The organism is Aminobacterium sp. MB27-C1 (genome assembly GCF_030908405.1).
Lineage (GTDB): Bacteria > Synergistota > Synergistia > Synergistales > Aminobacteriaceae > Aminobacterium.
The window spans coordinates 870,366-883,279 of sequence record NZ_CP133089.1; the positions used below are offsets into that span (position 1 = coordinate 870,366).

Genomic DNA, 12,914 nt, shown 5'->3' on the forward strand with positions numbered 1-12,914 from the left:
AAAGACATTCTAACTCTGCTAATTCCATTTTACACAAAAGATTGTTAATTATAAACGCCTATTTAAGAATTTAATGATTTTCCCCTAAATGTAACAATTTCCTTCAAGTCAGTAGATTCCACCTTGACGAGTATATATAAAACTTTATAATACCTACCGTTGAATATGACTATTAAGTCATATTTTTGGCCTTATAGTCAAAACGACAGGAGGATGTGGATGTCTCAGCTTCAGAAAAAAAAGAAACAGATGTTAAATGACCTTATGCGTGAGACGCTATATAAGTCAGCTCGCACCGTTATAGAGGAATATGGTTGGAAGGGTACAACTATGGAAAGAGTTGCACTTGAGGCAGGAATTGCAAAGGGCACGGTTTATAACTATTTCAAAAATAAAAGAGAATTAATGCGTTTTGTTATGGAGAAGCATGTTGAACCTCTTAACAAAGAGATTGAATTTATTGTAAATCAAAAAATATCTTCTATGGCTAAAACATTAGCTCTCATAATAGAAACAGTAACAGTAGGGATGGTGAGAAACAAAAGAATAATTTCATCAATGATACTTGCTTTCCATGAAGATGTAGATCTACGCCGTGATTTTGATCCTAAGATTCATCCTTTAGAGCAAACGCAATTGGCTATAGTAAAAATTATTGAAAAAGGCATTCAAAATGGAGAGTTTCGTTCCACTATGGATGCTATGTTAGCTGGGGCAATGATACATGCCCTTTTTACAGGTCTTTCGCGTCAAATCGCTTTAGGCTTGATCGATGTTACAGAAGAAAAAATAGCACAGGATGTTACATCATTTGTGCTACGTGGTTTATTAGCTTCGCCTGAAGGAGGAACACTATGAAGATAACAGACTTCTCTTTACGCAGACCTGTTACTGTATTAATAGGAACATTTGCTCTTATCTTTTTCGGTTTATTGGCGATGAAAAACATGGGAATGGAGCGAGTTCCTGACGTTGACTTCCCCCTTGTTGCCGTTTCGACGACAATGCAGGGAGCAAGCCCGACTGTTATGGATAATGACGTAACAGACGTTTTGGAAGAACAGTTAAATACTATTTCAGGAATAGAGAATATCAGGTCAAATACATATGAAGGTCGCTCTATCATTTTAGTCGAGTTTGAGTTGGGGCGAGATATAGATGCGGCGGCGGCAGATGTTCGAGACAAGGTTAATCTGGCTGTTTCCGATTTGCCGGAAGAAGCAGAAACACCCATTGTCCAAAAATTCAATGCTGGTGACAGTCCGATTATTACGTTAGGTATTACAGGGGCAGCTTCGTATAAAGAGCAGTCGCATTTTGCAGACAAAGTAGTGAAAGAGCGTTTGCAGACTATTGATGGTGTTGGTAGTGTTGATACTATAGGACTTCGCGAACGTGAAATACGAGTTTGGCTTGATCCTGCTCTTTTGGAATCACGTAATTTAACAGTTAAAGACGTAAAAGATGCCATAAAAGATAAGCACGTTGAACTTCCTGCTGGGCGTCTCGAATCTGACCGTAGAGAATTGAGCATACGCCTTGAGGGTGAATATGGGTCTGTTGAAGAGCTTGAGCAACTTCCTATAGTTTCACGACACGGGGCTGTTATACGTTTACGAGATGTGGCCAGAGTCGAAGATGGATACGAAGATGTGCGCTCTATAGCGACGTATAACGGGAAACCGGTTATACTTCTTGAAATCCTTAAGCAGCGAGGAGCAAATGAAGTTGCTTTGGCAGATGGTGTGTATAAGGAACTTGATTCCCTCAAAAAACTAGCTCCATCAGATGTCAATATTGAAGTCTTGTCTGATACTTCTTCATTCGTTCGTAAATCTATGGCCGGAGTCGGAAGTGATACTCTTATAGGTATTGGTCTTTGTTCTCTTATAATGCTTTTCTTTTTGCGAACGATGCGGGCAACCTTTGTAACAATTGTAACAATTCCAGTCTGTTTGCTCGGTAGCCTTATTATTCTTAAGGGGCTTGGCGTTACGATTAATAACTTGAGCATGATGGGACTCTCTTTAGCTGTAGGTATGGTCGTTGATGCAACTACAGTTGTTCTTGAAAATATTCATAGGCACCTTGAAAATGGCAAATTACCCATGGAAGCGGCATCACAAGGAACGAGCGAAGTAGGTTTTGCCGTTTTGGCAGGAGCTGCGACGACAATATGCGTTTTTGCCCCTGTCGCATCAATGGGTGGCGTTATTGGTCGTTTCTTTTATGCCTTTGGAATCACAGTTGTTTTAACTATTGCTATTTCACTTGTTCTATCTTTGACATTGACTCCCTTTTTATGTTCAAGAATACTCCGTAAAGATCGTCCTGGAAAAGTAGCTCTTAAAATTGAAGCTTTTCTGGAATGGCTGGAAAATACCTATCGGAAGTGGCTGGGACGTTGTCTGAGACATCGATTTATTGTTTTGGCTGGTGCAGTAGGTATCTTTGCTTTAGGTATCTTTATGGCAGGATTGCTGGGCACAGGGTTCTTCCCAAACGAAGATAGAGGCGATTTTGCAATCAGGTTTGAGCTTCCAGCTGGAGCATCCCTTGATGAGGGCAAAAGATTTTTAGACGAGATTGGTGAATCTGTTCGTCTCTATCCTGAAGTTGCATATACCTATGGGACCATAGGTTCAGGGATGGGACAAGAGGTAAACAAAGGAAAACTTAATGTTACATTGGTTCCGAGAAATAAACGCGCTTCGTCTACGGAAGTCATGGGAAAGATGAGAAAACAATTTTCTACTTATAAAGATGTTCAACTTACATTTGGTACGTGGGGATCTGATATTAGTATTACACTTGTAGGTCAAGATACCGAACAATTAGATGCTGTAGCTCAAAAGATGAAGAAAGATATTGAAAAAGACGGTCGCTTAACAGACGTTTCTACTGACGTTCGACTTGATAGCCCCAGAATTAATGTAGAAATAAACAGAGGGCTGGCAGATGAATTGGATGTAAATGTTCGAGATCTTTCTCAGGAGATACAGGCTTATTTCGGCGGAGTCAAATCGGGTGTTATGAAAGATGGTGGGTATCGCTATGATATCCGTCTGAGAGCAGAGGAAGAATATAGGCGTAACATCCAGGATATTCAGAATATAGCTTTTAAAGATGGAAATGGAAATCTCATAAAAGCGCCAGGTCTTGTTAAAGTTAAAGAGGGGCAAGGTCCTACTCTTGTAAAACGTTATAACAGGCAACGTTCTTTAACAATTACTGCGAATGCAACGGGAATTTCTTCAGGTGAAGGTGTAACTCTCGTAATGGATTCCTTTAAAAAATATGCACCTTCTGATGGCAGTGTTCGTGTTATTCCAACTGGCGTTTCGAAGCATATGAAAGAAAATTTTCAAGAACTTTTCAAAGCTCTTGCTATTGCCATTATTTTGGTTTATATGGTTATGGCAGTACAGTTTGAATCTTTCATCTATCCTTTAATGGTTATGTTTTCATTACCCCTTGCAACGACAGGTGTTTTTGGAATCCTCTTAGTTACAGGCATGGACTTAGATATGATGAGTTTCATGGGAATTATTTTGCTCGTCGGTATTGTCGTAAACAACGCCATTATATTGGTCGATTTTGCTAACCAACGCCGAGCTGCTGGTTATGGTCGATTGGAAGCTATGCAAGAGGCTGGACCTTTACGCCTGAGGCCAATACTTATGACAGCGCTCTCTACATCTATAGCGGCTATTCCCATCGCCTTGGGGCTCAGTGAAGGCGGAGAGATACGACAGCCCATGTCTACAGCTGTTATAGGAGGAATGCTTACATCGACATTCCTGACACTGTTTGTAATTCCGGCAGTCTACGTTATTTTAGGTGATGCCAAAGAGAAAATAGCGCAGATTATTGTACGTTTGACAAAAAAGTCTACGGTGACGAGTATGAGTGGAGGGGAAAAATGAGATATGCAAAAAGAACAGCTTTAGTTTTTATGCTGCTATTGTTAATGGGGCAGATTGGATGGGCAGCCTCTGAGAATAGTATGGTCTTGACATTAGAAAAAGCACTTTCTATAGCGGAAGAGCAAAACTTGGATATCCTCTCAGCTCGCCAGGAACTTATTCGTGCTGGAGGAAAACAGGTAGAGGCAAAAGCCGGAGGACTTCCTTCATTAGATGCTGGGGCTACCTATACACGTAGAGAAAAACCTGATGCTGGTTCGGATGAAGAAAATGTAAATACTGCTTCTTTAACACTAACTCAACCTATATATCAGGGCGGACGGATCACGGCAGCAAAGCGTCAGGCATCCATAGAACAACGGCAAGCTGAGTTTTATTACAAAGAAGTATTTGAACAGGTTGCTTTGAATGTCTACAATCGTTTCTATTCCGTATTGCTTGAGAAGGAAAATGTTAAGACAGCTGAGGATGCACTCCTTTTTGCGGAGAAATATTTAGAGGAAGTCAAAAAGAAGAGAGCCTTGGGCTTAGCGACAGGATTAGAGATTACACGTGCGGAGAAACAGCTGGCTGAAAATAGAACGGGCTTGATCCGTGCAAATAATAATTTGGAAATAGCTAAAATAAATTTGCTTGAATTGCTGAATATACGACCGGAAACATCATATGAAATAGAAGGGGCGCTTTCATACAATCCTATTGAAGGGGATATGGAATCCTCTTTAACGAAAGCTCTTTCGTCTCGTGCCGATTATCAACGAGCAGAACTACAGGTTAATGTTGCCGATCAGCAGATTGAAATAGCGAAAAGTGGCATGAGGCCATCTGTATCAATAAAAGGTACATATCGGTATGATGACCCTGAACAAACTCTTTACAATAGTAAAGATACATGGCAGGCAAGTATCAATGTTGATATTCCTGTTATGGATAGTGGCCTTACGCATGGTAGAGTTGTGCAACAGAAGGCTGTGCGAGAACAAGCTGTTCATGCTGTAAACAAAAAGGAAGAGAGTATTCTTACAGAAGTAAATAGTGTTTATCTTGATTTAGAAACGGCATCGCAGGTTGTGGAAGAGGCTCAGATCAACTTGGAACTCGCAAAAGAGACATTGCGCTTGTCTGAGGTGGGATATAGAGAAGGGGTAGGCATTCAATTAGATGTATTGGATGCACGGGCTTCTTTAACGAATGCTCGTCGAGAGTACTCTTCTGCTGTAAAAGATTATGCCTACGCTATAGTACGTTTACGCAAGGCTGAGGGCATTTTAACTGAAGAACCAGTTCTTCCTTAAAAAGACTAAGGAGTGATTCAATAGTGCGGTCTACAAAAAAAATACTAATTGGCGTTATCGTTATCCTTCTCGGTGCCGGCTTCTTTGTTTTTGGCCCGTTGAGAAATAGACCAGAAGCTTCTCAAGACACTTCCTCCGCACTTTCAACAGCGGCAAAAGTATCTGTGATGTCTGCGAAAAAAACACCTGTCCTTCGTGATGGTTTTGAAGAGAACAGTACAATAGAGGCTATTGAAAGGGTCGTTGTCTATCCAAAAGTTACAGGACGCCTTGAATCTCTCAAGGTAAGCCAGGGTGATTTGGTGCAAGCAGGCCAAACGATAGCTGTTCTTGACCATAGAGACATTGATGCCCAAATTTCTTCGGTAAAAGCAAGTATTATTGTGGCAGAAGCTCAGGTTGCTGAAGCACGGGCGGGGCTTGATAATGCCAAAATAGAGAGAGAACGTTATCAGCGACTTTTAAAGGAAGGCTTCTCGACTCAACAGCAGCTTGATGCTAAAGAGACAGCCTATCTCCAGACAGAGGCCAGATATAAGTTGGCAGAGGCGACTGTTCTCCAAGCGCGTTCAGAGCTAAAAAATCTTGAGGTTAAACTTTCTGAGTATTATATAAAGGCTCCAATATCAGGAACAGTATTAAATGATTACTCCCATACTATTGGAACAATGATGAGCCCTTCTGTTGCTGTTGTCGAAATAGCAGATATGGGCACACTTAAGGCCGTTGTCAGAGTACCGGAGTCACGAGCTTTTGGTCTCTCTTCAGGAATGAAGGGGCTTGTTCGCAGCGATGGCCTTGGCAACAAAGTTTTTGAGGGAACAATAGCTCGGGTAAGCCCCTATGTAAAAGAGGACACGAGAACAGTACAGGTTGAAGTGTTTATAGATAATAATCAAAATGGGGTATCTCTTCGACCTGGAATGTTTGCTCGAGTTTTCTTAATACGACAAGAGGCAAAAGATGCTTTAGTTGTTCCTTCTGATGCTCTGATAGAAGGTGAAGAGGGAGTAGCGTTACGACTTGTTAAAGACGAGCAGTTGCGAATAATTCCTGTAAAGTTGGGAATACGAACTGACTCTACCGTTCAAGTTACGGAAGGTTTGTCTGAAGGAGATTATGTTGTAGTTGCTGGTGGCAAGCTTCTTAAAGACGGCGATAAGGTAGAGTTTTCAGTAAGGGAATAATTCTTCTTAATTTTATATAGACTCTTAATAGCAAAATAACAAAGCTCTCTGGGTAGATTTTCGTAGCTTCCCAGAGAGCTTTGTTGTAGTATTGGGTATCATCTTTTCTGGAGGTTTATTGCGAATAATGAAACGGTTTTCTTCGTTTTTGTTACTGTTTGTCTGGGGGATTCTTTTGTGTGTGTCGCCTGCTGCAGAAGGGGCTGTTACTTTAAAGGAAGAAAAAAAGTATGATCCCATAGAAGTTTTGCAAGCGCTCAATTATTGCACCTATTCACTGAGCAAAATTGTTTCATACAATGATCGTGTTGTCCTCTCGTTTGAGTATGACAATATCATAAATAACTTGAACTTAAATGCTATTCCTGACGAAGATATTGTTAAACTTCTGGCCAAACTTATGGATACGCTTAAAGATGAAATTATTTCTGAACGTAAACGTGAGCGTATAGAGAAGAGCTATCAGAGAAAATTGGAACGTACATTATATAACCTTCTTGCAGGGGTAAAGCTTTCCCCGCAAAGTGTAGTGTCTGCTGCCGTAAGTGCGGTTTCCTCAATGGGCTCTATGTATGTGAACTATCAACGACAGATAGAGGAGTACTTGAGCGAAAATGAAGAAATGATCGAAGCTCTCGACGATGAAAAGCTCAACTCGATTAATGCGATACGAAAAGATTTGTTAACGGCATCGTGGAATATAGTAAAAAAATATAATATTGATGATCAGTACAGATTGACAGAAAAACAGATCAATGAGTTTGTAGAAAGTGTGAAATCAGGGGGAGAAGAAGTTCAGCATCGAAAATTGGCGCGACTTCTTCGTGATAATGTTGCTTTTCAGTACTTCCCTCCCTTTTGGTATTATTATGCTCTTTCCAACAAGGAGAACGAGACGTTTTTCCTTGATTGCACGGATAAGTTTTTACAAACACACCGACCTATCTTCAGAAAGGATCCTCTTTGGGCGAGCGTCTTGATGGAACGTCTACGTTTGCAGAAAAAAGCGGATTCCAAAAACAGTGACGATATTCAAAGTGTAAGGGAAGATTTAGAGCAAATAATAAACCAGTCAAACAATTCAGATTGGCAGAATTTCCTTTTTGTCGGGTTAACATATGCCCAAATTGGTATGTTGGAAGAAGCCCGCGAAAACTTGCAACGTAATATTGACAACGGATATGAGGTGTCTCTGAATGGTCGACTGCTTGCAGAGCTCTTGCTGGATGGCGGAGATATAAAGGAGTTCAATACAACTCTCAATAAAATGCTCAACGACACTCGAGTTGTGAATAGCGACAAGCTCTATCTTATTGGTCGATGCCGTAACGCAACCTATCTAAATAGATTTAAGAATGAAATTTCAGAAATCCGGCTTATTGCTATGAACGAGGCTGCCGTTACGGAGCTTATGAGTCCTACATATCTTTTAACGATACCTAACAAGTGGCTTATTGAAGACGCTCCTTTTGATGTGAGGATCTTTAACGAAAATATGGATAAATCCCATCATTATGAATCTCTTGATGATCCGGAGCTTATCATAAGCACAAAGAAAAAACGTGTGGCGATTAAATTTCCCGAAGCAGATCATACAATAGCGAGGAAACCTGAGAAGAATATTTCAGTGAATATAAAACACCCATTGATAGATATGACGTTGAATTATGAGTTAGAGAAAAAAGACGTGGGGCGGTCTGCAAAAACATTAATTGAGGCTTTCGTTCCTTTTTATTCCGAAGTTTTGGGCACATATCGTTTAAAAGAGATAGTTTTTATGGATGATAAGTATGTTTTTACTCCTAAGGGAGTAATTGCTGAGAATAAAAATTGATTTTAACCTTTTTTTACGAGAGGCCGTTGAAAAACGGTCTCTTTTGTTTTTTCTCTTTTATTTTAAATTGACAAACCATCTAGAAGAATCTATTATTAACGAAGGAAAACCTTCATAAATAAAAAAATTAGTAGTCATTACTTCTCATGTTAACCTTCTTTATCTATATTTTATTCCTGCTTAATTTTCTACGTAATGTTTCGTATCGTTTTATCCTAATTATTTAGTTAAGGGATTTTCTCTGTGAGTTCCGGCCGGACGAGAACAGAGGTAGTTGGAATGTGTATTAAAACACAGAGAGGGGATGGTTTGCGTGCCAGAATATGGGGCGATGATTCCTCGTAGCTACAAAACTGCCCTTAAAAAAGCTGTTAGAGGCGAAGGAATATACCTTTTTGATGAGGATGGAAAAGCCTACATTGATGGGTGTAGTGGAGCATTGCTTTCCAGTGTAGGCCATGGAAACAAAGAGATAGCTGATGCTATATACAAACAGCTTACTTCTCTTGAGTTTGCCCATCCTTCACGGTGGTATAACGAGGCCACTATGGAAGCGGCTAAAGAAGTTGCTTCGTTTGCGCCAGAAGGGCTTAATTATGTTTGGCTTGTCAGTGGTGGCAGCGAAGCTATCGAATCGGCGCTTAAATTGGCAAGACAATATTTCGTCGAACGTGATGGAGAGAGTTCTTCAAAATATGTCATGATTGCTCGTTGGAACTCCTACCATGGAAGTACCATAGGAACTATGGGGTTAGCAGGTAGCATGGCTCGTCGTAGAACTTTTTATCCCTTGTATCAGGATTATCCCAAAATATCTTCACATTATTGTTACCGTTGTCCTTATGGCTTGTCATATCCTTCTTGTGATATTCGTTGCGCTCACTCACTAGAACATGAAATCAGAAGAATAGGAGCTCAATATGTTGCCGCTTTTGTGGCAGAACCTATTGTAGGTTCCACTGTTGGTGGACTTCACCCTCCTAAGGAATATTGGCCAATTATTCGCGAAATCTGTTCTAAATACGATGTTTTGCTTATTGCCGATGAAATTATGACTGGAATTGGTCGTACAGGTGCTAATTTCTGCCTGAATCATTGGAACGTTATTCCCGACATGATTTGTTCTGCAAAAGCCTTGTCAGGAGGGTACTCACCAGTAGGAGCTCTTATAGCCAAAGACGAAATTGTTGAGATATTGAAACAGGGAAGCGGTGCTTTTCAACATGGTCATACCTATAACGCCAATCCAGCCACAGCTGCTGCTGTTACTGCAACTCTCCGTTTGATACAGCGAGAGAAGTTGGTAGAAAATGCACGCATTCAGGGAGATCGATTCTCAAAGAAACTAGAGTCTCTGTATAACATCCCTATCGTTGGAGAAGTAAGAGGAATGGGGCTCATGAGAGGCGTTGAAATTGTTGCAGATCAGAAGACACGCGAGGCCTTCCCATCTTCAGTAAACGCGGCTGGTGTTGCGACCGGAGAGTGTCTGAAACAGGGACTTGTTGTTTATCCAGGGCGGGGACAAATAGATGGAGTAGAGGGAGACCAATTTTTAGTTGCGCCTCCTCTCATAGTGACAGAGAACGAAATAGATGAAATTGTTGTGCGTTTGGAGAAAGGATTGAGGGCAGCAAGCGAAAAATTGTTGTCTGGTTTGTAGGGTAAGAGTCGAGGGCCTAAAGTTAAAGGAGGGTATGTGTATGAATAAGAAATGGATAGCCCTGATAGCTGTTTTAGCTCTTGTAGTATTTGGAAGTGCCGCAACAGCTGTAACATTTATTACTATCGGTTCAGGTGGAGTTGGAGGAACGTATTATCCCCTAGGTGGGGCCATGGCTGAAATATTGACGAAAGCCAACATTGGTATCAAAGCTACATCCCGTTCAACTGCGGCTTCCAAAGAGAACTGCCGCCTTGTTGCTTCTGATAAAGCCCAGATAGGAATGTCTATGGGATCGACTTTATATCAGGCCTATACGGGAACCGAAGCATTCGGGCAAGATGGAAAACTTCCTTTAAGGATTCTTATGCATATGTATCCTGCCCCTCAGCATCTTGTAACAACAACTAAAACAGGGATAAAATCTTTTGAAGACATTAAAGGGAAAAAAGTTTCTCTTGGAGCTCCTGGTGGTGGAGACCAGATTTTAAGCCGAATTATTCTTGAAACTGCTGGAATAGATCCGGACAAAGATTTACAAAAACAACAGTTGACTCAGCCTGAAGGTGTTATGGCACTGAAAGATGGAAATGTTGATGCTGTCTTTTGGAATTTTGCAGCTCCAGGCTCTGCTGTATTAGAGGTTGCTGCTGTTCGCGATATCGTACTCATTCCTCTTCCTGAAGAGCTCGTTAAAAAGGTAGTTGAAACCCATCCATTCCTTTTCCCATATACCATAACCAAAGGAACATACCCCGGCATAGACAAAGACATAATGACTGTAGCAGATGGTAACTTCCTTGTTGTTCATGAGAATATGCCCGAAGAATTGGGGTATAACTTGGTTAGCACAATTATAGGAAATGCCAAAGCTTTCATGGATATTACTCAGCAGGCATCTCACTTTGTACCAGAAGAAGCGAGCGTTGGAATTATTCCATTTACATCTGGTTCAGTGAAATATTTCAAGGAAAAAGGCATAGAGGTGAAATAGGTCTCTTTTACTGCGGGGGAGAGTCTCTCTCTCCCGCCATTTTGAGATGAGACTGGGGAGGGAAACATGATGACAAATCCTTCAATACCGCCGCAGAACATTCAGCCAGTAGATGTAGATGTAAAAAAACGAGAACTTCACGGCTGGCAATATTGGATTGTAGCTGCTCTAGCCCTGTCGGCATCTGTTTTTCACCTCTATACGGCTGTTTTTGGGTTACGTTCAGCTATGTACCAGAGAAGTATCCACTGGCTTTTTATGGGAGCGTTAATGTTCCTTTTATATCCCATATCGAAAAAAAGGCCAAAAAATCGTATTGATTGGTGGGACTGGATTTTTGCAGCACTGCTCATCGTTGGTTGTCTCAACATTATTTTGAATTGGGAAACCATTACTATGCGTGAAGGTGCACCTATTACTTCAGATATTTACTTAGGATCGATGATGATCCTCCTCGTTCTTGATGGAACGAGACGGTCAATGGGACTACCCTTGCCAATTATGGCGACAATTGCGATGATTTATGCCTTTTTAGGCCCCTATTTCCCGGGGATTTTAGCTCATGGAGGCTTTGCGCTCGATGAAATCGCGCCGTTCCAGTATTTACGAACCGATGGTATATTTGGCGTTCCCTTAGGTGTTTCAGCATCATTTATATTTCTTTTCGTTTTGTTTGGAGCTGTTCTTAAAGTGTCGGGAGCTGGACAGTTTTTTATAGATCTTTCGATTGCACTGACTGGTAAAAGCCGCGGAGGTCCAGCAAAAGCGGCAGTGGTTGCCAGCGCTCTCATGGGAACTGTCTCGGGAAGTTCTGTTGCCAACACGGTGACGACAGGAGCTTTTACTATCCCTCTCATGAAAACGGCAGGATATAGCTCAGAATTTGCAGGTGCAGTTGTTGCCGCTTCTTCAACAGGAGGTCAAGTTATGCCGCCTGTCATGGGGGCAGCCGCCTTTATTATGGCTCAATTTCTTGGTATTTCGTATTGGGAAATAGTGGTTGCAGCGGCTATACCAGCGGCACTTTATTTCTTCTCAATTTGGGCCATGGTGCATTTCAGAGCAGGGAAAAAGGGTATAAGGGCGATGACCAATGAAGAGGTTCCTCCTATATGGCCTGTCTTAAGAGAAGGCTGGCATCTATTAATACCTATCATTACTCTCATAGGTTTTTTGGCAACAGGATATTCTGCTGTAAAGGCCGTTTTCTGGTCGATTGTCTGTCTGATTGGAGCCTCATGGTTAGGAGAAAAGAAATATCGTATGACACCGCAACGAATACTTAATGCTCTTATTGACGGAGCTATTGGCGCAGTCGATGTCGCTGCAGCTTGTGCGTGTTCTGGCATTGTCATTGGAGTTATTGGTATAACCGGAGTTGGGCTTGCATTCTCTTCTTTTGTTATGAGCCTTTCTCACGGAATACTTCCCTTGGCACTTCTATTGACAATGATCGGATCAATTATTCTCGGTATGGGAGTTCCTACCACAGCACAATACATCATTACATCAACACTCGCCGCTCCAGCGTTGGCTCAAATGGGGGTTCCCATGATGTCTGCTCATTTATTCTGCCTTTATTTTGGAGTCTTGGCAGATGTAACACCTCCAGTAGCTTTGGCTACATATGCTGCTGCTGGTATAGCACGTTCCAACGCTATGAAAACAGGATTTACGGCCCTTGTCGTTGCTGTGGCAGGATTTATTGTCCCATATATGTTTGTGTATAACAGCTATCTTCTTTTCCAGGGCAGCCTTATAAAAATTATTATTGGCTGTGCAACTGCTTTCCTGGGAATAATAGGGTTGGCAGCAGGTGTTCAGGGGTTCTTTGTTACTCATCTTCCAATTTGGGGAAGAGCTGCGTTGCTTGCGGTTCCTTTCTTGTTAATTCATCCAACCCTAATAGCCAATGTCGTTGCTGTTGCTATCGTTGCGTTTATGTTTATTACTCAGAAACGCAGAGCATCTCGTGTTGTCTCACCTATTTTAGAGAACACGGAACAACAATAAAA

Annotated in this window: 8 protein-coding genes; all 8 read left to right on the forward strand. The window is 41.4% G+C overall.

The window, feature by feature from the left end:
* Positions 1 to 219: 219 nt before the first annotated feature.
* The 8 genes from RBH88_RS04190 (at position 220) to RBH88_RS04225 (ending at position 12,912) form a co-directional block, all read left to right on the forward strand.
* Complete coding sequence (locus tag RBH88_RS04190) at positions 220 to 858, forward strand: TetR/AcrR family transcriptional regulator (protein ID WP_213690372.1); 639 nt, start codon at positions 220 to 222, stop codon at positions 856 to 858.
* Positions 855 to 3,926, forward strand: coding sequence for an efflux RND transporter permease subunit (locus tag RBH88_RS04195; RefSeq protein ID WP_307879987.1), 3,072 nt, complete (start codon positions 855 to 857; stop codon positions 3,924 to 3,926). The genes RBH88_RS04190 and RBH88_RS04195 overlap by 4 nt, the downstream gene beginning before the upstream one ends.
* On the forward strand, positions 3,923 to 5,221 hold the full coding sequence (locus tag RBH88_RS04200; protein ID WP_213690370.1) for a TolC family protein: 1,299 nt from the start codon (positions 3,923 to 3,925) through the stop codon (positions 5,219 to 5,221). The genes RBH88_RS04195 and RBH88_RS04200 overlap by 4 nt, the downstream gene beginning before the upstream one ends.
* A 23-nt stretch (positions 5,222 to 5,244) precedes the next feature.
* A complete protein-coding gene (locus tag RBH88_RS04205; RefSeq protein ID WP_213695877.1) occupies positions 5,245 to 6,408 on the forward strand; it encodes an efflux RND transporter periplasmic adaptor subunit in 1,164 nt (387 codons plus the stop codon).
* 127 nt (positions 6,409 to 6,535) lie between these two features.
* On the forward strand, positions 6,536 to 8,242 hold the full coding sequence (locus RBH88_RS04210) for a hypothetical protein (RefSeq protein ID WP_307879988.1): 1,707 nt from the start codon (positions 6,536 to 6,538) through the stop codon (positions 8,240 to 8,242).
* Positions 8,243 to 8,546: 304 nt separating this feature from the next.
* Positions 8,547 to 9,905: an aspartate aminotransferase family protein gene (locus RBH88_RS04215; RefSeq protein WP_213690367.1), complete on the forward strand. Its 1,359-nt coding sequence runs from the start codon at positions 8,547 to 8,549 to the stop codon at positions 9,903 to 9,905.
* 40 nt (positions 9,906 to 9,945) lie between these two features.
* Positions 9,946 to 10,899, forward strand: coding sequence for a TAXI family TRAP transporter solute-binding subunit (locus RBH88_RS04220; RefSeq protein WP_213701164.1), 954 nt, complete (start codon positions 9,946 to 9,948; stop codon positions 10,897 to 10,899).
* A 66-nt stretch (positions 10,900 to 10,965) separates the two neighbouring features.
* Positions 10,966 to 12,912 (forward strand): TRAP transporter permease, encoded by a 1,947-nt coding sequence (locus RBH88_RS04225; protein WP_307879989.1) that lies wholly within the window; start codon positions 10,966 to 10,968, stop codon positions 12,910 to 12,912.
* Positions 12,913 to 12,914 lie beyond the last annotated feature (2 nt).

What these genes read in the sequence shown, in the direction of transcription:
- RBH88_RS04225 (WP_307879989.1), top strand. Translation starts at nt 10,966, where the DNA reads ATGATGACAAATCCTTCAATACCGCCGCAGAACATTCAGCCAGTAGAT.
- RBH88_RS04220 (WP_213701164.1), top strand. Translation starts at nt 9,946, where the DNA reads ATGAATAAGAAATGGATAGCCCTGATAGCTGTTTTAGCTCTTGTAGTA.
- RBH88_RS04215 (WP_213690367.1), top strand. Translation starts at nt 8,547, where the DNA reads ATGGTTTGCGTGCCAGAATATGGGGCGATGATTCCTCGTAGCTACAAA.
- RBH88_RS04195 (WP_307879987.1), top strand. Translation starts at nt 855, where the DNA reads ATGAAGATAACAGACTTCTCTTTACGCAGACCTGTTACTGTATTAATA.
- RBH88_RS04210 (WP_307879988.1), top strand. Translation starts at nt 6,536, where the DNA reads ATGAAACGGTTTTCTTCGTTTTTGTTACTGTTTGTCTGGGGGATTCTT.
- RBH88_RS04190 (WP_213690372.1), top strand. Translation starts at nt 220, where the DNA reads ATGTCTCAGCTTCAGAAAAAAAAGAAACAGATGTTAAATGACCTTATG.
- RBH88_RS04200 (WP_213690370.1), top strand. Translation starts at nt 3,923, where the DNA reads ATGAGATATGCAAAAAGAACAGCTTTAGTTTTTATGCTGCTATTGTTA.